At 38.3% G+C, this 23,231-nt stretch carries 21 protein-coding genes; 3 read left to right on the top strand and 18 right to left on the bottom strand.

Annotation, left to right across the window (positions count from 1 at the left end; genetic code table 11):
* Positions 1–210 precede the first annotated feature (210 nt).
* Positions 211–759, bottom strand: coding sequence for a ribosome hibernation-promoting factor, HPF/YfiA family (gene hpf, locus J7E77_RS15225; protein ID WP_214715459.1), 549 nt, complete (start codon positions 757–759; stop codon positions 211–213).
* 274 nt (positions 760–1,033) lie between these two features.
* Here hpf and J7E77_RS15220 point away from each other — a divergent pair, with 274 nt between their 5' ends.
* On the top strand, positions 1,034–1,531 hold the full coding sequence (locus J7E77_RS15220; RefSeq protein ID WP_214715457.1) for a spore coat protein: 498 nt from the start codon (positions 1,034–1,036) through the stop codon (positions 1,529–1,531).
* Between the two features lie 88 nt (positions 1,532–1,619).
* On the opposite strand, the gene J7E77_RS15215 is transcribed toward J7E77_RS15220, so the two are convergent.
* From J7E77_RS15215 to J7E77_RS15190, 6 genes are all read right to left on the bottom strand, one after another.
* Complete coding sequence (locus J7E77_RS15215) at positions 1,620–2,336, bottom strand: ComFC family protein (RefSeq protein WP_214715456.1); 717 nt, start codon at positions 2,334–2,336, stop codon at positions 1,620–1,622.
* Positions 2,337–2,357: 21 nt separating this feature from the next.
* Complete coding sequence (locus J7E77_RS15210; protein ID WP_214715455.1) at positions 2,358–3,845, bottom strand: ATP-dependent helicase ComFA; 1,488 nt, start codon at positions 3,843–3,845, stop codon at positions 2,358–2,360.
* On the bottom strand, positions 3,830–4,822 hold the full coding sequence (locus J7E77_RS15205; RefSeq protein WP_251028080.1) for a nuclease-related domain-containing protein: 993 nt from the start codon (positions 4,820–4,822) through the stop codon (positions 3,830–3,832). The genes J7E77_RS15210 and J7E77_RS15205 overlap by 16 nt, the downstream gene beginning before the upstream one ends.
* 840 nt (positions 4,823–5,662) lie before the next feature.
* Positions 5,663–6,502, bottom strand: a complete 840-nt coding sequence (locus tag J7E77_RS15200) for a DegV family protein (protein ID WP_214715453.1) — start codon at positions 6,500–6,502, stop codon at positions 5,663–5,665.
* Between the two features lie 137 nt (positions 6,503–6,639).
* Complete coding sequence (locus J7E77_RS15195; protein WP_179196042.1) at positions 6,640–7,323, bottom strand: response regulator; 684 nt, start codon at positions 7,321–7,323, stop codon at positions 6,640–6,642.
* 69 nt (positions 7,324–7,392) lie between these two features.
* Positions 7,393–8,535: a sensor histidine kinase gene (locus J7E77_RS15190; protein WP_214715451.1), complete on the bottom strand. Its 1,143-nt coding sequence runs from the start codon at positions 8,533–8,535 to the stop codon at positions 7,393–7,395.
* Positions 8,536–8,864: 329 nt separating this feature from the next.
* Here J7E77_RS15190 and J7E77_RS15185 point away from each other — a divergent pair, with 329 nt between their 5' ends.
* Positions 8,865–9,497 carry a YigZ family protein gene (locus tag J7E77_RS15185; RefSeq protein WP_214715449.1) on the top strand — a complete coding sequence of 211 codons (633 nt, stop codon included), beginning with the start codon at positions 8,865–8,867 and terminating at the stop codon, positions 9,495–9,497.
* A 146-nt stretch (positions 9,498–9,643) separates the two neighbouring features.
* Positions 9,644–10,654, top strand: coding sequence for an LCP family protein (locus tag J7E77_RS15180; RefSeq protein ID WP_214715448.1), 1,011 nt, complete (start codon positions 9,644–9,646; stop codon positions 10,652–10,654).
* 136 nt (positions 10,655–10,790) lie between these two features.
* Here the strand turns inward: J7E77_RS15180 and J7E77_RS15175 are convergent, their stop codons facing one another.
* From J7E77_RS15175 to J7E77_RS15125, 11 genes are all read right to left on the bottom strand, one after another.
* Positions 10,791–11,837, bottom strand: a complete 1,047-nt coding sequence (locus J7E77_RS15175; RefSeq protein ID WP_214715447.1) for a glycosyltransferase family 4 protein — start codon at positions 11,835–11,837, stop codon at positions 10,791–10,793.
* 236 nt (positions 11,838–12,073) lie between these two features.
* Positions 12,074–12,805: a WecB/TagA/CpsF family glycosyltransferase gene (locus J7E77_RS15170; protein ID WP_214715446.1), complete on the bottom strand. Its 732-nt coding sequence runs from the start codon at positions 12,803–12,805 to the stop codon at positions 12,074–12,076.
* Between the two features lie 86 nt (positions 12,806–12,891).
* The gene (gene tagH / locus J7E77_RS15165; protein ID WP_088089635.1) at positions 12,892–13,701 is read right to left on the bottom strand and encodes a teichoic acids export ABC transporter ATP-binding subunit TagH; all 810 of its coding nucleotides are present in this window, start codon (positions 13,699–13,701) and stop codon (positions 12,892–12,894) included.
* 16 nt (positions 13,702–13,717) lie between these two features.
* On the bottom strand, positions 13,718–14,521 hold the full coding sequence (locus J7E77_RS15160) for an ABC transporter permease (protein WP_246869604.1): 804 nt from the start codon (positions 14,519–14,521) through the stop codon (positions 13,718–13,720).
* 137 nt (positions 14,522–14,658) lie between these two features.
* On the bottom strand, positions 14,659–15,807 hold the full coding sequence (locus J7E77_RS15155) for a CDP-glycerol glycerophosphotransferase family protein (protein WP_308160625.1): 1,149 nt from the start codon (positions 15,805–15,807) through the stop codon (positions 14,659–14,661).
* 46 nt (positions 15,808–15,853) lie between these two features.
* The gene (tagD, locus tag J7E77_RS15150) at positions 15,854–16,252 is read right to left on the bottom strand and encodes a glycerol-3-phosphate cytidylyltransferase (RefSeq protein ID WP_214715444.1); all 399 of its coding nucleotides are present in this window, start codon (positions 16,250–16,252) and stop codon (positions 15,854–15,856) included.
* A 169-nt stretch (positions 16,253–16,421) separates the two neighbouring features.
* Positions 16,422–18,728 carry a bifunctional glycosyltransferase/CDP-glycerol:glycerophosphate glycerophosphotransferase gene (locus tag J7E77_RS15145; RefSeq protein WP_214715442.1) on the bottom strand — a complete coding sequence of 769 codons (2,307 nt, stop codon included), beginning with the start codon at positions 18,726–18,728 and terminating at the stop codon, positions 16,422–16,424.
* Positions 18,729–18,853: 125 nt separating this feature from the next.
* Positions 18,854–20,050 (bottom strand): CDP-glycerol glycerophosphotransferase family protein, encoded by a 1,197-nt coding sequence (locus J7E77_RS15140; protein WP_214715440.1) that lies wholly within the window; start codon positions 20,048–20,050, stop codon positions 18,854–18,856.
* A 31-nt stretch (positions 20,051–20,081) separates the two neighbouring features.
* Positions 20,082–21,248 (bottom strand): CDP-glycerol glycerophosphotransferase family protein, encoded by a 1,167-nt coding sequence (locus J7E77_RS15135; RefSeq protein ID WP_214715438.1) that lies wholly within the window; start codon positions 21,246–21,248, stop codon positions 20,082–20,084.
* A gap of 22 nt (positions 21,249–21,270) precedes the next feature.
* Positions 21,271–22,296, bottom strand: a complete 1,026-nt coding sequence (locus J7E77_RS15130) for a ribitol-5-phosphate dehydrogenase (RefSeq protein WP_214715436.1) — start codon at positions 22,294–22,296, stop codon at positions 21,271–21,273.
* The gene (locus J7E77_RS15125) at positions 22,293–23,006 is read right to left on the bottom strand and encodes an IspD/TarI family cytidylyltransferase (RefSeq protein ID WP_214715434.1); all 714 of its coding nucleotides are present in this window, start codon (positions 23,004–23,006) and stop codon (positions 22,293–22,295) included. The genes J7E77_RS15130 and J7E77_RS15125 overlap by 4 nt, the downstream gene beginning before the upstream one ends.
* Positions 23,007–23,231: the final 225 nt, after the last annotated feature.

Here is a 23,231-nt window from a genome sequence, read left to right as displayed (position 1 = left end):
TACGTGACCCGTTTCTCTGCTCTTTACTCTTCACGGTCACGTAGACCCTTTCTACGTTACCCGTTTCTCTGTTCTTTACTCTTCTTGGTCACGTAGACCCTTTCTACGTTACCCAATCCTCTGTTCTTTACTCTTTTCGGTCACGTAGACCCTTTCCGAGCTCAAAAAACGCTGCCCCGTTAAGGAGCAGCGTTCGCTTTTCGTATTTACTTAATGTGCTTCGATTAAGCCGTAGCGGCCGTCTCTGCGCTTATAAACAACATTGGTACGATGTGAATCTGCATTTGTGAATACATAGAAGCTATGACCTAGCATGTTCATTTGCAGGATGGCTTCTTCACTGTCCATTGGTTTAAGGTCAAAGCGCTTTGTACGCACTAATTCTAATTCGTCTTCGTCTAATTCATGAACTTCTGTGTTTTCAGTTGATGCAAATGTAACAGGAAAGTCGCCTTTTTCTCGGAATTTACGGTTAACCTTTGTTTTGTGTTTTCGAATTTGGCGCTCTAGTTTGTCAGTAATCAAGTCAATCCCAGCATACATGTCAACATTTGTTTCTTCAGCACGAAGGACTAGTTGCGGTAGCGGGATGGTCACCTCTACTTTAGAAGTTTTATCTTGATTGAATCTTAGATTCACATTTACCTTTGCATCAGGCGCTTCAGTAAAATAGCGTTCCAATTTAGCGATTTTCTTTTCAACATACTCTCTAATTGCTGGAGTTACCTCAATGTTTTCACCACGAACGTTATATTTCATTTGTGGATTCCTCCTTTAGTTAAGGCTATGTAATAACATTTCTATTTTACCCTATGATTATCCTGCTAAATCAGAACAAAAATTTTGTCGATTTATTGACAAAATCAAAGGGAATATAGTGACATGTTTTGTACGCCCTTTGACACAGATAGGTAATATTCACTAAAATGAATGGTTGTTCAATTTTATTGTAATCTTTAGTGGGACAACTTTCCAGTGAATTGCTCAAAGAATAGGTTAAATGGATGTTATCGCGAAATGGAGGATTTCGAGAATGGAGCAAGAGGATAGAAAATTACTGGCCTGGCATGAGACATTGGAATTGCACGAAATGGTTGCTTTTCAATCCGTTGGGCTAATGAAACTGAAAATGTCGATGAAGAAAATAACTGACACTGAGTTAAAGGAACTTTATAAAAAGTGTATTCATGACCTCGAAGGGAACCTGAGAGCTTTACTTAAGTTTTATCCATCTGCTGCGGGCCATCAAGCGAGGGATGAGGAAGATGTGCGGGAGGATGCAGGCTTTTTTGCCGGTGATTTGCTGGGCCTTTCAAAAGCTTTGGTGAGGAATCTTTCCGTGGCGATTACGGAAACGGCGACACCTGCTCTACGAAAGACATTTACAGATCAACTGCTCGTTGCTATTCACGGCCATGAGCGTATTTTTAAATATATGCATAAGCATGGCTACTATCCTGCATATGATTTGGGTCTGTTACTTGGTCATGACATTGAAAATGCACAAAAGGCGTTAAAGATGGGATTTTAATGTGATAGGGGCGGGTGGGTCCCTTGACAGGGGTCCACGCCTTAACTCCATCCCTGGTTGCGCACCGATTGGGAGAAGCGTATGTAAGCTAACGAGCAAGTGTCAACGATTGAATGCTCGCAGCACCGGCTACTTTTAAAAGTTTTGCTGCATGCCGTAGTGTTGAGCCAGTTGTATAGATATCATCAATCAGGATGACCTTTTTTCCTGCTAAGTCAACATTAGGGTTGACCTGAAAGACTTGTGAGAGATGAATCCGCTCGGACCTAGATTTTTTAGATTGCTTTTCTGAATGGATTCGGCTGAGCACATTTTCGGGGTGAAAGCCTGCTTCTGCTAGGATGGCCGCTGCCTGGTTGAAGCCCCGCTCATATAGCCGCTCTTCACTTAAGGGAATAGGTATAAATAGATTGGGAGCGATCTCGGTCAACTTCTGCTTGAGCAATTCCGAAAAGATTCTCGCTAGTACATAATCGCCGCGAAATTTAAACTTTGCGATCACTTCTTTTAAAAAATCATTGTAGAGGAACAGGGAATGGTTCTTCTCAAGGTATCCCTGCCATTCGGGATCTTCCTCCCATCGGAAACAATCATGGCACAAATCACCTCTACGAAATTTCATATCTATGTTGCCAAATGGCCTGCTGCAGATTCGACATTGATCGCCTTCAATTTTTTCTAACTTCCCTTCACAGGCTTGGCAAATAAGCTGTTCTTTATCTACGGAGAAAATGGCTCTCCAGCCAATGCTTGGCAGGATTACTTCGTGACAGTTTAGACATCGGTTTTGGATGGGGAAATTCATTTCCAATGCCCCTCTCTCTTTTTAATGATTGAGCAAGCCCCTTTTAATACCTTCCCGGTTCATCGAGACGATTTGCTTTCTTGCCTTTAACATCTCTTCCGTTTTTCCATAATGAAAATAGGTCACCACCCCATCAGGATGAACCTTACTCCTCCCCGCTCTTCCGGCAATTTGGACGAGGGCACTCTCTGTAAAAATGGCATCTTCGGACCCAACCACAGCGACATCGATATTAGGAAAAGTTACTCCTCGCTCAAGAATAGTTGTCGTTAACAGCAAAGGAATTTCTTTCGAACGCATTTTTTGCACCTTTTCTTTGCGGTCAGGGTCTTCGGCATGGACAGCTTCTATAGTTGAATCAAATTGGCGCAGGATGGGGAGGGCTTTTTCCATCAAAGGGATATGCGGAAAGAAGACTAAGGCTTGTTTATTTGCTTGAATCCGCGCCGAAATCCAGCGGAGGACGTTCGGTGGCAATTTATTTTTTTGCAACTGCTTTTGCCAGTTGCCACACCATACAAAGTCGGGGACCGGGAGCGGATGGCGATGGAAACGAGCGGGGATCGTGGTGAATGCTCGTTTCCCTGTACGGCATTCCCTTTGCCATTTTTCATTGGGCGTGGCGGTCAGGTAAATCATGGCCGATGATGGCTTTCTCGCCTGGATGGCTGCATACTGGAGGGATTCCTCAACTGTATAAGGAAAGGCATCGACTTCGTCTAAAATGATCGCATCAAAGGCATTGTAGAAGCGGAGCAGCTGGTGGGTGGTCGCAATCGTGAGCGGAGTATAGAGATGACGGTCCTCACTTCCGCCGTAAAGAGAAGCAACTTTTATTTCCGGGAAGGCGGCTTTTAGTCTAGGTGTGAGCTCTAAGACGACATCCGTTCGCGGTGTGGCAATGCAGATTCTTTTTTTAGCAGCAAGTGCGGCTTCAATTCCAGCGAATAGGACCTCGGTTTTCCCTGCCCCGCATACGGCCCAAACTAAGTGCTCTTGATTTTGTTGAATGGCCTCAAATACATGATCTGATGCTTCTTGCTGTCCCTTTGAGAGGGTCCCCTGCCAATATTTGATTTTTGAAGGAAGATGGGTGTCAGGTACCGGGCCATTCCAACCAATGAGCGGCGTGCATTCGCTAATTCTTCCCATCATGATGCAATGGCGGCAATAGAGACAGGTTTCGCCACATCGTGAGCATGGGTAAGATGCAAAATGCTGTGAGTCCTTATTTTCGCACCGGGAGCATATGGGCTTTTTTCCGTTGTACTCGATTCCTTTACGGTAGGTGACATAGCCATTTTCGTAATGTGCATGCACTTCTTCCAATGGGAAGGGGATATCTTCTAGGAGGAGTTGTTTGCCTGTGAGAAGCTGCTGAAGATCAGGATTGTATTGGAAGTTTGGACTTAGCTGCGGCTGCGGGATGCTGGTGATGTGCGTAATTGGGAGTGAGTCAACGTCTTTGATGCTTGGAATCAGGAGTTTATTTTTTATAACAAAACGCATGAGGACACCCTCTCTGGATTCAGATAATAGAGACGATCTTTTGTTTTGCCTGTTGTTTGCAGGTTTAATCTATGGACCACTTTTTGAGTGGTATCAGGGGATGGAAGATGCAAATAGTTTCTCAATTCTAGATTGGTCATCGTTGGCTTGTATAGGTAGAAATAGTGACTGAGGCTCTTTAGAATGGCATCTTTTGAAGAGGTATGGCAAGCGGGACAACTCCATTTTCCCCTTTTGAAATTCATTGGAATATAATTACAATTATCATCTGGGCAACAAACACCACTGCGGATATCTTTTTCGGTAAGATTGTATTCTTTTAAGATATCGATTGGTTTTGGACTGTGTTGACTTAAGAGCAATTTTCCGATCTTAGTCAATGTATCGGTGTCTATCCTTTCTTGATGATATTGTTGTTCCATTGATTCGATTTTATTAAAAAGGTCTCTTCCCTTGCATACTTTGCTAAAATCTGTTTTGTCTCCAGAGTTAGTTTTCAAGATCGTACTGGTACTTTTGAAAAAAACAAGGGTGTCTACCGGGAGAAGATTGCAGCCGTTTTTGACCAGCCAATTGCGTAAGAGGGATTGCAGTCGTTGGCATTGAACGCGCGGGTCCTCGAATGATTCTTCTGTTCCATCTTCATGGGTACGAATTAGCTGCTTGAAGACATTATCAAAAGTTAATGTGCCTGCGATGTTTTTTGCTTCGATGATGAGGATGTAGTTTTGTGAGAGGAGAAGTGTGTCGATTTGAAAGTGAATGCCGTTGATTTGGAGTTGGAGGTCATGGAAGATGAGGTATTTATCATGTGGAAGTTCTTTAACGTAGTTTGCTAAGGCAATTTCGCCCCAATAACCAGCCCACCGTTTGGCTAGGTCTCTTTCAATTTCTTGATATTTGCTGTGACCGAGTATTAGTCTTATTTTTACGATTTGGGTTAAGAATAGTCTTTGCGGAGGAGTTAATTCTTTCATGATCAATTCATTCGTCAGCTCCTTTTTCTTTTTTGGAAGATTTCTTCAAAGAAAGGAGAAATTCCTGCTAATTTATCGAAGGTTTTTATATTTTTTGTGGATATGTGACGGTCTGGTGTCTTTCTATTGTTGCTAGGGGATTCCGCCGAATAGGGCCGGGATTCCGCCAACTTCTGAAGTTATTCCGCCAATCTTCGTACAGATTCCGCCGACTTCGGAACTTTTTCCGCCGATTCCTCTGATGATTCCGCCAAACCCCTTTTAATTACCTTTTTTAATGGTCTCGAGCCTATTCCCTGGTCATTTTACTCCTGGATCTCTGCCGATGGATTCCGCCAATTTGGGCTGAAATTCCGCCGACTTCTGGAGTTATTCCGCCATTCTTCGTATGGATTCCGCCGACTTCGGAACCTTTTCCGCCGATTCCCCTGATGATTCCGCCAAACCCCTTTTAATTACCTTCTTTTAATGGTCTCGAGCCTATTCCCTGGGCATTTTACTCCTTGGTCTCTGCCAATGGATTCCGCCAATTTGGTCCTGGATTCCGCGAACTTCTGGAGTTATTCCGCCATTCTTCGTACGAATTCCGCCGACTTCACAACTTTTTCCGCCGATTCCCCTGATGATTCCGCCAAACCCCTTTTAATTACCTTTTTTTAATGGTCTCGAGCCTATTCCCTGGGCATTTTACTCCTGGAACTCTGCCGATGGATTCCGCCGACTTCACAACCTTTTCCGCCGATTCCTCTGATGATTCCGCCAAACCGCAATTTCCCACCAACCCCTTAAAATTAAAAACCATTCCGGCCGAAAGGACGGAATGGTAACTTGCTTACTTTTCTAATTTTTTATCCAGCCTAGGCCCATGGATCCTTCGCCGAGGTGGGTACCGATCACTGCACCGAAGTAGCCTATCGAGAATTCAACGTTTGGATACTTGGCAGCCAGTTCATCGCGCCACTCCTTGGCGTCTTCTTCGCGATTGGCATGAATAATAACGGCTTGATATTCGCTGCCACCTGACACATCCTCACTTAGCAAATCGACCATTCGATTCATCGCTTTTTTCCGGGTGCGGATCTTTTCAAACGGAACAATCACCTTGTTGTCAAAATGAAGCAGTGGTTTAACCTGGAGGAGGCTCCCGATAAAAGCCTGTGCACTTGAAAGGCGGCCGCCTCGCTGCAGATGCTGTAAATCGTCTACCATGAAATAGGCACGAGCCGTTTTTTTCAATTCTTCTAAGCGTTCCATAATGGAAGCAGCGTCCTCGCCTCGGGATGCCATCTTAGCTGCCTCGATCGCGTAAAAGCCTTGAACCATGCAGCTGATTTCTGAATCAAATGGGTAAACGGCGATGCCTTCAACCATCGTACTCGCTGCGTTAGCCCCTTGGAAAGTGCCGCTGATCCCACTTGATAGGTGAACACAGATGACGGCATCATATTCCTTTGAAAGGTTTTCAAATAGCTCGACAAATTGGCCAATTGGCGGCTGAGAGGTAGTCGGCAGCGCTTTTGTCTTCACCTCATCGTAAAACTGACTCCAAGATATATCAATTTCTTCCTGGTAAACCTCGTTACCGAAGATGACATTTAACGGGATCATATGTATATTCCATTTATCTCGTACATCCTTTGGGATATACGCAGTACTATCCGTGACAACGGCTGTCTTCATAAAAAAATACCATCCTTATCTATATAACCACTATATTGATTTTACTATTTTATATGAAATAGAGCTAAATTGCATTACTTCGCAAAAAACAAAAAGAGCATACCGTGAAGTATGCCCTTTACTATTTTATTAAAATCTTACTTTACTTCTACCCAGCCATTTTTAATCGCAACAACCACTGCTTGGGTACGGTCGTTGACATTCATTTTTTGTAAAATGTTTGAGACATGGTTTTTGACTGTTTTTTCACTGATAAATAAAGCTTCGCCGATACCACGGTTGCTTTTTCCATCGGCAAGCATTTGGAGTACTTCGCACTCACGTCGGGTCAATAAATGCAATGGACGGCGAATTTCCATTGTTGGCATATAGCCTCCGCCGCCACGGGCCACACCCGCAGCAAGTTTGCGATATTCGTTCACCAAATTATGTGTGACCTTTGGATGTAGATAGGAACCGCCATCCGCCACAACACGCACTGCTTCAATCAGGGCATCGGCATCCATTTCTTTTAATAGATAACCTTGTGCACCCGTCTGTAAAGCATGGGTCACATAGTTTTCATCATCATGTATGGATAAGATAATAATCTTCGTTTTCGGATATTTTTCAACCAACTCACGAGTTGCTTCGATCCCGTTCTTTTGCGGCATGTTAATATCCATGATGACAACGTCGGGTTGGAATTCTTCTACTAATCTTAGTGCTTCACAGCCATCATCGCCTTCAGCAACAACTTGGAACGATTTTTCAAACTCTAGTATTCTCTTAACGCCTTCTCTAAATAGTTGGTGATCGTCTATAATGACAATTTTTGTAATCAATTGTTACGCCCCCTAATCCTTCTAATTTCGAAGTTTTTCTCCATTGGCGGTAGGTTCATTTGTTTTTTAGTTAATTAGTGGAACTCGAATGAGTACTGCGGTTCCCTTGCCTATTTTTGAATCAAAGGTAATTTCGCCTTCAAGCAGGTCGACACGCTCGCGCATCCCTATCATGCCAAATGACTCAGGTTTCTTTTGCGTGATATCAAAACCGACCCCATTGTCCTTAATCAAGACGGTAACTGAGGCATTGGTTATTTCTAATCGGACTTTGATTTCACAGGCATTTGCATGCTTCAGTGCATTTTGCACCGATTCTTGGATCATCCGGAAGAGTGCGACTTCATACTTAGTAGGAAGCCGGCGTTCTAGGCCTATATTCACAAACTCGATTTTTGAGTGGTTATGATATTCTTCGATGGTTTGTAAGTATTTTCTGAGGGTAGGGACAAGACCTAAATCATCCAATGCCATCGGACGAAGGTCATAAATAATTCGCCGGACCTCATAAAGTGCCGATCGGACCATTTTTTTAAAGCTATTGACCTCAGAAAAAGCCTCATCCGCGCCCTTTTCCCTATAAACACGTTCGATTAAGTCGGAGCGCATGATGACATTGGCAAGCATTTGGGCGGGACCATCGTGAATCTCCCTTGAAAGCCGCTTGCGTTCCTCTTCCTGTGCTTCAATTATCTTTAAGCCAAAATCTTGTTTGGCTTTCGCATGTTCTAGGACTTTACCAACCTGTTTTAAATCACTCGTCAAGTAATTCATCACGACGGAAATTTGCGAAATAAGCTGGTCAGCACGATCAATCGTTTCATCTAAACCGACCAGACGATTTTCCAGATCTGCCCGTTTATCCAAAAGCTGCTTTTTATACTGCCAATTAATCGAAAGATCCATTTGCAGTTGATGGGCCTTTTCGTAGGCATCTCGGACTTCTTCTTCAGAGTAATTTTTAAAATTCATACTGACTTCTGAGAGCATACTCCGCGCCTCGAGGACTTGTTTCTCGAGCTTCTCGCCTTCTTTTATGAGTTTGCTCATCATTTGCTTGATATTGTCTAATTCATTGATCATATTTTCGTAATCTTGACGGCATTGCTCGCCTATCTGGAAGATGTCGGTTTTGCTGCAAGTAACAGTTTCAATCATTTCTTCACGAATTTCATCAATCGATTTCATATTAATCTGCTTAAGCTTCATACACATTCCTCCGATAAGAAAAGCAATAAGCGCCTAGACGCAAAGCTAAACAATAATCTAATTTCAGTGAATGATATTTTATTATCTTTGGATTTCAAAATTCATCATACTACCTTTTAACATATTTTACCTTGAATTTTATCAATATGCGAATATGAACTTACGTTGTACGTTTGATTCAAGTAAAAAAGTAGTATAATGGTAGCATCTCTTTTTGTCTATAAAAATAGGTTTTCACTACTTTTACCTTTTTTATTATAACACGGAAACTTTACTGCCATATTAAAGTTATATTACACCCTGATGAAATTAAGGAAGGAGTGTGCAATATGTTGCCTCGTTACCATACAGTAAAACAAACTGGTGAACATGAAATTATTATTCAAAAATCAAGATTTATTGCCCACATCAAAAGAACTGAATCGGAAGCGGAAGCCCAGGAGTTCATTCAAACATTGAAGAAAAAATATTGGGATGCCACGCATAACTGTTCTGCCTATCTGATTGGCGAGCACGACCAAATTCAGAAAGCCAATGATGACGGCGAACCAAGTGGTACAGCCGGCGTTCCAATCCTAGAAGTTTTGAAAAAAAGAAAGCTGAAGGATACAGTGGTGGTCGTTACCCGCTATTTTGGCGGGATAAAATTAGGCGCAGGCGGTTTAATTCGTGCCTATGGTAAAGCCACGTCGGAAGGCCTGGATGCAGTTGGGATTGTCGAAAGAAGGCTAATGCGGGTCTGCCATGTAAAAATTGATTATTCTTGGCTTGGCAAGATTGAAAATGAATTGCGATCGTCCATCTATATCCTTAAAAATATCCAGTACCAGGAGAATGTCGAAATTGAAGTATTTGTCGAAGAAGAAAACCAACCGGCTTTCACAGAATGGATGATTGAAATGACAAATGGACAAGCCGATATTACTGCTGGAGAGGTTACCTATCTTGAGTTAGATAACTAGGAAATTTCTTTCCTCCCTACCTATTGAGAATAGTAATCATATTGTAAAAAAAATTTCATTTTACCAATCTCAATAAATATTATAAAATAGAGTAGATTTTCAACAAAACTTGACAATTTTCTATTTAAACTACTAGGAGGCAATCTATGTCTATCAATAGACAGGTGTATAAAAATAATAACAAGGGTAAGGTAAAGAGAAGACTAAGACGAAAACGACTCTTGCTTTGGTTCGTAATGCCCATTCTATTATTAATAATAGGTGCAACAGCTTACGGCGGATTTTTGTATAATAAGGCTGAATCAGTGATGAATAAATCCTACAAGCCAATTGAACGTGATACCAAAGCAAAGGCCAATGTAAAACTTGAAAATACATCGATACTATTTATTGGTGTCGATGATAGTGAAAAGAGAAAATCAAATGGCAGTTCTCGTTCAGATGCCTTGATGCTGGCTACTTTTAATAAGAAAGAAAAATCTATTAAGCTATTGAGTATCCCACGTGATTCATACGTTCACATCCCTGAGAAGGATATTTATACAAAAATTACTCATGCCCATGCTTATGGCGGCGTGAAACTTACGCTTGAAACAGTCGAAGAATTGCTTGATGTACCAGTCGATTATTATGTAAAAATGAATTTTAACGCTTTTATTGACGTTATTAATGCGCTAGATGGTGTGAAAGTAGACGTTCCATTCACATTTTCTGAACAAGATTCCCAGGACCATGCGAAAGCGATAACCTTGAAAAAAGGCGTACAAGAATTAGATGGTGAACAAGCGCTTGCGTTTGCACGGACAAGGAAAATGGATAGTGATATTCAAAGAGGACAGCGCCAGCAGCAGATCTTTAAAGCCATCCTTTCAAAAGGTTCATCAATAAAGTCTATTTCTAATTACACAGATGTGATGGAAGCTGTTGGAAAGAATATGTCAACAGACTTAACGTTTGACCAAATGAAATCGTTTATTAGCTATATCCAGGCTGGTAGTGGAATCGATGTTGAATCACTATCACTAAAAGGGTCCGATTCATATATTGATCGTGTTTACTATTATCAACTTGATGAAACGGCCTTAGAGGAAACAAAATCAACACTTAAGACACACCTCAATAGAAAAATTACGGCCAGTACAACGGACGGTAAATAAGAACAGACCCGGATCAGATGAGATCCGGGTTTTTATTTGCATAAATATTAATTAAAAGAAAATAATAAAAGGGTAGATCACAACGACTTACTCTGTTGTGATCTACCCTTTTAATATAGTAAATATTCTATTAGATTTATTTGTTTCTCAAAATCCCCATGATTCGGAGGAGCGGCCGGTAATTTTTATTAATTAAACCAATCGTTTCAACAAATAATTCAATTGCCAGTAATATTAGAGTAATAATTAAAATTGAGCCCCATACTGTTGTAATGGTAAAAATAAAGGCAGCAAGACCAAACATCGCACTCATAGCATAAATTAACAGAACCGTTTCTCGATGCGTAAAACCTAGTTCTAGTAAACAATGGTGTAAATGAGATTTATCTGGTGCTGATAATGATTTCTTATTGTAAATACGACGGATGATTGCAAAAAAAGTATCTGAAATCGGAACACCTAAAATAATGATTGGAACAACAAACGAGATCAAGGCTACATTTTTAAAACCGAGCAAGGCTAGAACTGAGATCATGTAGCCAAGGAAGAGTGCCCCAGAATCTCCCATAAAAATTTTTGCAGGGTGAAAATTATATAGTAGAAAGCCTAACGTACTCGCAAGCAGGATTGTCCCCATGGCAACTACATAACCATTTCCCATCACAATCGCCATCCCGGAAATAGTGATAAAGGCGATCGAGGAAACACCAGCTGCCAATCCATCAAGTCCATCGATTAAATTGATTGCATTGGTAACGCCAACAATCCAGATGACAGTAATTGGAATACTAAAGATACCAAATTCTAAGGAACCATTAAACGGTAAGTTAATAAATTCAACTTCCACCCCGCCCCACAACACGACGATCAGGGCAGAAACAATTTGTAAGGTAAATTTTATTTTGGCCGATAATTCAAAGATATCATCTAAAATACCGGTAACTAGTATGATTAATCCACCAGCAACAATAGCTGCATGGTAGGGACTGCTTGGGTGCAGGATTAAAAGACCGAAGAGAAAACTAATATAAATTGCCAGTCCGCCTAAACGAGGCATAATCTTAACATGTACTTTACGCTGATTAGGACTGTCCGTTGCTCCTAATTTAAAAGCCAATTTTTTTACGATTGGAGTGATTAATACGGAGCATAAAAAACATAATATTAAGGTCAGATATAACATGAAGACCCTCCCTATGAATATAATGCCCCATTAATAAATTTTAGAAACAGGCACATATTTCTAAGTACACAACGAACATATTATAGCATACATTTTTTATTTTGGTATATTTTGTTGAATTGTCGGAAAATTCCCTCTTAATTAGCGAGCGTTACTAGGATTTATTAGTCACGATCCCACACCATGTAAGACGATTGGTTACTCCAAAAAGTTACATTTATTTTAAATGAATCGTCCTATTTGGTGAACTTTAATTGGAAGATTTCCAGTAAAAACCGGGGAATGGCTAACATTCTCCTCCACCTCGACGGCTGTGAAATCAAGCGATAAAACCATTCGAGGTTCATTTTTTGCCAGAAACGAGGGGCACGCTGGACCTCTCCAGCGAGGACATCGATGCTGCCGCCAACCCCCATGCATACTCCCTTGGAAAATTGATCCAGATTCCTTGCAATCCATTGTTCTTGTTTAGGGAACCCTAACGCTACGAAAATCAAATCGGGGCTTGAGGCTTTAATCTCAGCAGTAATCGGATTGTTTTCCCAATCAAAAAAGCCATGATGACTGCCCACAATTTGAACATGCGGAAATTGACTGTTGATATTAGCCACAGCTTTTTGATTGGTCTCTTCGCGCCCGCCCAATAGATAAATTTTCAACTTATTCTCGTTCCCTAGTTCTAGCAGACGGATCATTAAATCATAACCTGCGACCCTTTCCTTAATCGGGGTGTTTAATATTTTTGACGCAAGAATAATCCCATAACCATCAGGAACAACCATGTCGGCCGATTGAATGATTTTTTTATAGTCGGGATGTTCATGAGCGTACATGACAATTTCCGGGTTGGCTGTGACAATGAAAGCTTTACGATTACTTTTTATCATTTCATTAAGAATGTTAACTACTTCATTAAATTGTTTATTGATAAAATCAATACCTAATATATCGACGGTGTTGTTCTGCATGGTTTTTATCCTTTTGTATTTTTTCATATTTATAAAAAAAGGCTCAAAAAAATGGATCTAGCCAATTATTTTTGAGCCTCTTTTTATTATCTAGCTGTATTTAATACTAATCTGCTTTGTTTTTCTAAGGCTGTTTCTCTAAACTTTCGCTGTTCCTCTTTAGACATGGCCTTAAATTCTTTGAGAAACGCTTCATATTGCGGAACCACTTCCGCAGTCGTCCCATATGCTTTGATTTGACCAAATTCTAACCATAAAGCTTTTTGGCAAAAATCTTTAATCTGGCCAATCGCATGGCTTACAAAAAAGATGGTTTTCCCTTTCTCTTTAAAGCTGTACATTTTTTTCTTTGATTTTTCTGCAAATGCTTGGTCCCCAACGGAGAGCGCCTCGTCGATAATTAATATATCTGGATCCACAGTCACAGAGATGGCAAAACCAAGCTTTGATTTCATACCACTTGAATAGGTTTTTACAGGCTGATCAATAAACCTTCCTAGTTCAGAGAAATCAATAATTTCAGGTTCGAGCTCCCGGATTTCCTTTTTACTAAAACCGAGCATTAAACATTTCAGTTCAATATTTTCTCGACCCGTTAAATTATTGTTTAACCCAGAGGCAATCGCAATTAAAGATGTTTGTCCAATAGTTTCGACCTTTCCATTTGTAGGTGGAACTACGCCTGCAATAATGTTGGATAGAGTCGATTTTCCGGAGCCATTTACACCAATTAAACCAATCACATCGCCTTGTTCAGCGGTGAAACTTATATTTTGCAACGCGTAGAAATCATCACCATAGCCATTGGGCAAAATGATATCAAGAAGCTTATCAGATGTTCTATTATACAATTTGTATTTCTTTGATACATTATCAATAATAACTGTTTTAGTCATTTTTTCCACTTCCACTTTACAAGTAGTCTACAAATCGATTTCGAAATTTCAAGTGCAGTGCTGAGCCTATAAATAACAACACGAAAACAAGTCCCCAAAAGTATGCGGTATATTTAATGTGTTCAATTAGATACCAGCTATGCCCTAACAGAGCAGCGCGATAACCTTCAGCAATATAGTATAATGGATTAAACTTCATTACGCTTTGAACGATATGTGGAAGTCTTTCAGGCGTCCATAATAATGGTGTCAGATAAAGCAGCATTCTGACAATCGCTTGGACAATCATTTGTACATCCCGTACAATCGTCGCTAAGGTAGAGGTAATTAATGAAATAGCTACCAGTAGAATAATGGTGGCAAACATATAATAGGGTAACGACAAATAATATATCGATATAGGATAGCCTGTAAATTGAAAGATAACCACAATGACTCCAACTAACATGAGATGCTGATAAAATTTCGATATAATGACATAGGTTGGAATAACACTCATCGGAAAGCTCATTTTTGCGATTAAGGCGATCCTCGTATAGATCGACTTTGATGCGTCCAATATTGCTGGATTAACAAAGAACCAAACTAAAATACCCGCCAGCATCCAATAGAAATACGGAATCCCCTCTACTGCACGTCCACCACGGATACCATATCCGAATACAAAATAATAGATACCTATTTGAATCATGGGATTGATTAATTCCCATAATATCCCTAAATAATGACTGTTATTTGCACTTTTTAATTCAAAAAGGGATAATCTTCTGATGAGATAAAAACTGCTAATCTGTTCCCTTATGACCTTAAACATTGACATCGTGTTGATCCTTCCTAAACGATTTAATTGGGGATATAAGATAAGACCTTTTCATAAAATGAATCATTCCCCCTCAAAGACCATAACATTTTACCATAAAAAAAGGATAAATTCTAACTCAATTACGACATATATAGTTAGTTTGAGTTCTTATCCCTTTGATACGAGTCGCTTTGTGATCCTTTAAAAATGTAATCTACGAGCTTCTGGCTGGATATCCCGTTTGAATATTTATTCCAAATGTCAGAAAAACCGGTAACCTTCTGATAATCAAATAAGTTATCTTTAATAATCGTAATGATTTCATCCGTATGTTTCGTGATCGGACCTGGAACGGTCTCTTCAAAATCCTCCCACAATCCTCTTTCCACTTTGTATTGTTCAATATCATAAGTAAAAAAGATCATTGGTTTATTTAATAATGAAAACTCATATGGTATGGAAGAATAATCTGTAATCAGCAAGTCAGTGATAAGTAACAGTTCATTAACATCATAAAGTGAGGATGAATAATCATAAACAAAATTAGAATTTAATTCATTGTTCTCTAATGAACTTTTTATCGCAGGATGGAAACGGAGCAACAAAACATATTCATCACTAAGCTCCTGATACATTTTTTCTAAATCCAATTTTAATTCAAATTGATCTAATTGATGATCCCTGTATGTTGGGGCATACAAGATCACCTTTTTGGATGTTAATTCAGGATTCTCATCTATTAATTTAGAAATAATTGCTTTATGTTTGTTCTCATCAAAAAAAACGTCAGTTCTCGGTATTCCTGTTCGAAGAATGTTTTGATCCTTTAGGGCAAATACCTGTTTAAAAATATCAGCCATCTTGTCTGACCCAACAACAACCTTATGAAATTTTTTGTAAACTCGTAGAAATCGCTTATGAGCCCTTTTACTACGATTGACATTGGACTCATCCTCCAGTCCAAACTTTTTAATCGCACCGGCTGCGTGCCAAAGCTGGATACATTCCACACCCGTTTTAAAATTAGTTGAAGCCAAAGCCCCAAAATAGTTATCAATAATAATTTTTTTGGAAGTAGCGAGGTGATAGATGGAACGCAATAGATCGATAAACGATGTTTCAAATGGAATGACAGGAAGAGCAGGATATTTCTTAAAAAGTGAAAGTGAAGAACCCTTACATAAAAAGACAATTTCTTGTTGGATATTCTGGTGAAGGATTTCCTCGTACACATATTTGGCATTATCCCCAAAGGAAACCAGAAAGGTGACCTTATTTTTTAATGGGAATGCCTTACAAATCATAAAAAAACACTTAAATATAAACAAATAAATGGATATGACAATTTCTCTAATCATTTTTCACATAATTTAAATCGGATTTAATTTTGGAGGTTGAGATACCGGTAGTTCTTGGCAAATAAACCACTTCACAATACCTTTTTAGAAAATCAAAATGACCTTTCCAATCATCACCCATTACAAAGACATCAATATTATGGTCAATTACGTCCTGGATCTTTTGTTCCCAGCAGGATTCCGGAATGACGTGGTCAACATAGCGAATCGACTCCAAAATTAATTGTCGGTCCTGATAACTATAGTAGGCTTTTTTATTCTTTTCGATATTAAATTCATCTGTTGATAGACCAACGATTAGAAAATCTCCTAATTCCTTAGATTTTCTTAATATATTGATATGACCAACATGGAGCAAATCAAAAGTCCCGTACGTTAATACCTTTTTCATTCTTTTCAACTCCTCACCGAGTTTTCATCGCAGCGTTTATTCACCACCTGAAAACTCTTGCAGAAAAACAATCCATTTCCCATTATATATCCCACTAGTTTTTATTTCAAACACTAGTGAAAGGATTCACGTTCGGTCTATTTAAAAATAAAACCATGATAATTTACTATCATGGTTTTATTAGTATATCCACAAATCTTTTTGCAGATTCTCCGTCAAGATCATCGAAGAATCGATGTTTAAAGCTTTCAATCTTTTTAAAATCAAACTGGTTTTCTTTCACCGTTTTGATAACCTCATCAGTAGTTTTTACAATTGGCCCTGGAACAAAGTCAGAGTATTCATAGTAAAAACCACGATCTTCGAGATACTCATCAAGGTCATATGCAAAGAAAATCATTGGTCGTTCCAATAAAGAGAATTCAAAAACTAAAGATGAATAATCACTAATTAAAATATCCGTATTCATTAATACATTATTTATTTCATTCGAACTCATATTTATTACAAAGTCTGCTGCTTCCTCCGGTATTTGAACTTTTTTGGTAACAGATGGATGAAGTTTTAATACCAGTACATATTCATCTGAGAGTTCTTCAGCCATTTTTACTAAATCCAATTTAATATTAAAATTAGCCCGCTTACCTGGACCACCTCTAAACGTGGGAGCATAGGTAATCACTTTTTTATTTTTAAGCTGTGGATAGGTTCCCAGATATCGCTGGTGAACGAATTCCATTAATTCCTTATCAAAAAAGACATCTGTTCGCGGCAATCCTAATGGGTAAATATTTTCTTCCGGCACTTCAAATGCCTCAGCATAGTGAGGAATAATCTCTTTACTTGTAACTACTGCTTTTGTATAAATTTGATGAGCACTTCGTTCAAATTGGGTGGAATTACTTTCACGATACCCTACGGCACTATGGCCAAATTTCTTAAAAGCGCCAGCTGCATGCCAAGTTTGAATCACTTCCGTTTGCTTGCGCACACGAAGCTTATATAATGGACGATAATAATCATCTAAGATTAAATAACGGGAAGTCGCGATATCATAATACAGTCTACAGAAATCCCTGAAATTTCGCTTTTTCTTCAAATGACCTCTAATTTTGTAATCTGGGCGCTGATTAATTAATTCATCATAAATATGCTCAAATGAATCCGTTAATCTCGGAAATTTGTTGGTCGCCATCGTAATTTTCTTTTGTACAGGCAGGGTGCTAAAAAATGGAAAAGCCACCCGCCGGACAAAGGCCGTTTTCACCTTGGTTTTTATTTTTTTAAATTTAACTTTTACTAGATAGAAAAAGATCGGGGAAAGATTATTTCTTTTCCATGCTTTCTTAACCGCCATGAACACTTTTTGTTTTTTCGAAGTCTCTAATGCATGTAAAGAACCTGGATCCAGTTTTGAGAAACAAACCTTTAGCCATTGTAGATACAGTTTTTTGGCAGCTGGACTAACTAGTTTATACCGATCTGCAATCTCATAGGTCATCACTCTATGTAACGACGGAATCTGATTAAATAAATGATAATCTAAAGTTTTAACCCACTCCAAAACCAGGGTAAATGATTCTACTTGAGTTTTTTGATCCTTGCTTACAAGCGCACTTCGAATAGCAGGCCAAATGTCTGCTGAAATAATTCTGGTATAATAACTTTTCTTTAAAGCAAATCGGGTATGTTGATTAGAAATATATTTATCCCATAATTGATCGGAAATACGTAAACTTTTAAAAATATCGGTTAAAACCTTTACTGAATTCACCCGGACAGTTTGTGATAAGGATAAATTCTCCTCCGCTTCCCTAGACCGATATTTATATATGATTTTATCAACTGTATATATTTTATTTGCCTTCATATAGGCTTCAATCACAAATGGCTGATCCTCGGTTACATGAATATCTGCAGGAAACCGTATTCCTTTAACAATTTTAGAATGATAAAGCTTATTGCATGGTCCTAATGAGAATAGTAACCCTGGATTGGAGACGAGGCTCTTTTCACCTGGAATGTATACACCATTATTCACGTGACTAGCAATAAACCATGTTTCTGAGCTATTAAAGCTTAAAGAAGTTCCTAAAACGATATCTGCCTTTTCTTTTAAAGCACTATTATACATGGTTTCTAAGGCATCTAGTGGTAAGAGGTCATCTGAATCAACAAAACTAATGAATTCACCTCTTGCTACTTCTAAACCATTATTCCGTGCTACCCCTGGTCCTGAATTTTCTTGTTTTATATAAACAATATTTCTGTATTTATTTGCATATTCTTCAACGATTTCTGGACTTTGATCACTTGATCCGTCATCAACCATAATAATTTCAATGTGATCTAACGTCTGGTTGACAAGAGACTCCAATGTCTCCGTAATATATTCTTCCACATTAAAAACTGGGGTAATTATACTTACCTTCACATCTTCTAAATCAGGATGAATGATATATTGAAGTTTACTCATATAATATCTCCTCTGTTGTAAAAAAAACAAAGCACCATTTTTTGAAACGCTCATCTTTTTTAACTATTATTAACATCATTTTCCTCTTTTATGATTTAAATAGAAGAATAGGGATAAAATTCACTCTATTTAGAATCAGCATCTACGATGAGTTGGTCAACAACGCGATTGCTTGATTTTCCATCCGTATGATCAAAAAAGTAATCAACAAATGTCTCGATTTTTTCCATTTTGAAGTCTTTATTTTGAATGGTTTCAATTAATTCATCTAATGTCCTTGCTAATGGGCCAGGGATAAATGAATCATATTTATAATAAAAATCTCGTGTTGCTATATATTCCTCTACATCTGGAGAATAGAAAATCATCGGTTTATTTAATAATGCAAACTCAAAGCAAACAGAGGAGTAATCGGTGATTAATAGATCTGAGATAAATAATAAATCATTAATTTCCCGATAATGTGAAATATCGAAGAAAAAATCATTATATTCTGCAGGGATTTGCCAATAGTCTTTTACAAACGGATGCATTTTAAATAGAAAAACATACTCATCATGTAAGGCATGATAAAGTTTTTCTAAATCAAGATAATCCTTTGGATAATAGGCAGACTGTTGGCCGTCCCCCCGAAAGGTTGGTGCAAACATAATGACTTTTTTTTCAGATAAAATGGGATACCCTCTGTATAATTCTTCTTTAACCTTCACTTGGTATGCTTGATCAAAAAAGACATCCGTTCTTGGTATCCCAGTTGCAAACACCCGATTTTCACTAATCCCAAAGCCTTCAGCATAATGCTTTGCCACATTCTTCGAACTTACGATTACCTTTGTATAATTGCGGTGATTCAAAGAATGAGGGTCTGGACCGCCCGGAAGACCTACACGGCTGTATCCAAAGGTTTTAAACGCACCGACTGCATGCCATAACTGGATAAGATCGGCACCTTTCCGTATCTTTAATGGATAGACCATCGGATAAAAATCATCCAACAAAATAAATTTTGCCGTTGCCAGATGAAAAGCTAAACGAACCATTTCCCAATAGGTTTTATAAGCCCTCGTACTCTCTTTGAGAATAAAATGGTATTGGTAATCTAAATTTTTTCTTTTCAATTCTTGATAAACGAATTCAAAGTTACCGCTTAAATCGCTTCGGCTATCAGATGCAAATAGTATTTTTTTTTTATGTAACGGAAATGTGCAAAAAAGTAGGTAAAGCAAACGAAAAATAACTTTACGGAAGAACCGGTAAACAAGACTATATTGCTGGCTGTTTCCTATACTTTCCCCTTGGTTTTCCATTTTATTTTTTAACATTATTAATCTCCTACTGGAAAATTTATGCGATTTAGCTTTTTTCAATTAAATTATCTACGATTCTTTTACTTGTTTTTCCATCAAAGTATGTAAAAAAACGATTTCTAAATTGCTCAATTTTTTTCAGATCAAACTCATCTTGTTGGATCCACTCAATCAGATCTTGAGTTTGGTGAAAGAATGGCCCTGGAATGAATGAGAGGAAAGGAAAATAAAAATCTCGTTCCTTTATATACTCTTCAAGGTCATTCGCAATAAAGGCAATTGGCCGGACTAATAAACTATAATCAAAAATTACCGATGAATAATCTGTTAAAAGAATATCAGCTAAAACTAATAATTGTTCGATGTTGAATTTTTCCTTTACATGAAAGACAAAACCTTTATCTTCTTCCTTAATAGTGATCTCCGAACGCATATATGGATGTAAATGAATCAATAATACATATTCATCACCGAGAGTCTCCCTCATAGCTGAAAAATCGATAGGAATGTGAAATGATTCTTGATAATGACTTTTCCCTCTAAAGGTAGGAGCATATAAAATAATCTTTCTCCCCTTAATGTCAGGAAATTCACTCTGTAATTCTCCCATCAATCTGAACTGCTCTCGTTTATTAAAAAAATAATCTGTTCTCGGTACACCTAATGGGAATATCCTTGAGGATGGCATATCGAAGGCTTCAGCATAAAAAGGAATGACTTCCGAGGAACTCACAAATACTTTAGAATAATTTGAATGAACCTTAACATGTTTTAAATAATCTGAACTTGGACCAAATTCTTTATCTAAGGTGCTTAAGCCAAATTTTTTGAATGCACCTGCTGCATGCCAAAGCTGAATAATATCCGTTCCCTGTCGAGGTTTTATCACATAAACGGGGAAATAATAATCATCGATGATAAAATAACGGGATGTTGCTAAATGATAACTCGCTTTAACCATATGTAGGACATAGTGGAATTTGCCTAGTAATGAGCTGCTATACTTTTTAAAAAGAAAATTACACGTCCAATTGGGATATCTTCCGTGTAATTCCTTATAAATATAATAGAGATTCCCCTGAATCTCCGTGGCCCTATAGGAAGCAAAGGTGACCTTTTCATTATTTACTTTAAAAAGAAGGCATGACAGGTAAAAGATCATCTGGATGAATCCCTTCACCATAATTGTTGGAAAAATTCTCACTAAATACATCGCCATGCCTGCCTTTTTTATTTTATATTTTCCATTCGAGAATGGTTTTTCCCCAAGAGTTTGTCAGGTCTTTTTCAAATGCATCAATAATATCTTGGATGTTCTTTATTTGGTGAACTTCCCCTATCAGCATCCCAAAATACTCGCCAACTTCCGGGTGCTCAACCATGAAGTTTACAGTGTTGACAAAATCAGTTCGTCCACTTCGACTGCTGCCAATCATCGTTAGACCTTTTTCTAGAATCATTCTAGTGTTTATTTCAACAGGATATTCAGAGACACCGAGAATACAAATAGATCCCTCTGGATTAATATAATCAATCATTTGATTAATCGCAGATTGGCTGCCATTCCCGCCAACACATTCAAATCCATGATCAATCCGTAAATCATCCGGAATTTCATCAATTTGATACGCTTCATCAACAAACGAAAAATGATCCATTTTATATTTTGTTTTCCCAAAAATATAAACTTTGCTATCAGGATAGCGTTTCTTTAAAATCAGCGTGGTTATATAACCTAAATTCCCATCTCCCCATACCCCGAACGTATTTTTTCGAGCATGGGCTTTTGCCTCAAAGCGCACCAAGGCATGCATACTTATGGTGATTAATTCCATAAAAGCCGCAACCGATGGATCAATTTCTTCTGGTAATGGAACAATCCGATCCCTGTGAAGAAAAACATAGTCCTGCATAAATCCATCGTAACCGCTTGAACGAAATTTACTCGATCGTAAGTAATTTTCTGCAATAACTTCATCTTCTTCAGTTGGGGTATTCGGTACCATCACGACCCGGGTACCAGGTGCAAACTCATTATTTGGATCATAAACGACCTTACCAATCCCTTCATGGATAAGCGCCATTGGCAGTTTTTTCGCCATTGCTTCTTTTCCACGTGTGCCGGTGTAATACCTTTGGTCAGCCGCACATATGGAGAGATGAGTGGGACGCACTACAATTTTGTCTGACTGAATGGAACGGTCTTTATAGGTCACTTCAAACTGCCGTGGCGACACTAAGCGATACACTTGATTAATCATCGTGAAACCCTCTCTTGTAGGATTGCATTAGCTACCTTCAAATCATATGGGGTTGTTACCTTTATATTAAATAATTCACCCTTGACAATCTTAACCTTTTCACCTGCAAGCGCGCAAATTTTACATGCATCCGTAAGAATCATTTTTTGTTCCTCGGTTAGTGCATTATAATAAGTAACCAATTTCTTGATATTAAAACTTTGTGGAGTTTGTCCTTGGTACATAGTATCCCTTACCGGAATGTTTGAGATAAATTCTCCATCCTCAGATTGGATAATCGTATCAATTGCCTCGATCACTGTATCAACAGCCCCAAACTTAATGGCCGCTTCAATATTCTCTTCAATAATTCGATGAGTTAAAAATGGTCTTACAGAATCATGGGTAATAATCACATCATCATCGTTAATTCCAAAGTTTTTTTCGATATAGCGGATGCCGCTCATGATGGATTCATTGCGATCTTTTCCGCCTTCAATCACAACAATCCTTGCGTCTTTTCCAATATATTTATTAATAATATCTTTGGCATGATTAACCCATTCTTTCGGTGTAACGACTAGAATCTTCTCAAAACGATCGTTTAGGATAAACTTTTCAATTGTATGTATAATGATAGGTTTACTATTTAAAGTTAAAAACTGCTTGGGCATATTAATATTACCCATTCTTGTTCCTTTTCCTCCGGCAAGAATTTCTGCAAAAATCATTGTCCACACTCCTTATCATACTTATCATGCTTAATTTGAAAGTAACTTTATTATTAAAATGATACATAATTAACCGTACCACTCTTCATCCTAATTAACAAAAAACGACAAATTTCTTGACAAAAACTCAATTAAAACTATACACTCTTTCAAATACATTTTCAAGCGAGGTAAGATTCTAGTTCAGTGTCTTTATTGTAAAAAAAAATGAAGGGAAGAAATCTT

It is taken from the genome of Bacillus sp. ISL-77 (assembly GCF_018613105.1).
The sequence above is the reverse complement of the archived record's forward strand: the minus strand, read 5'-3'. Positions and strand labels throughout refer to the sequence as shown.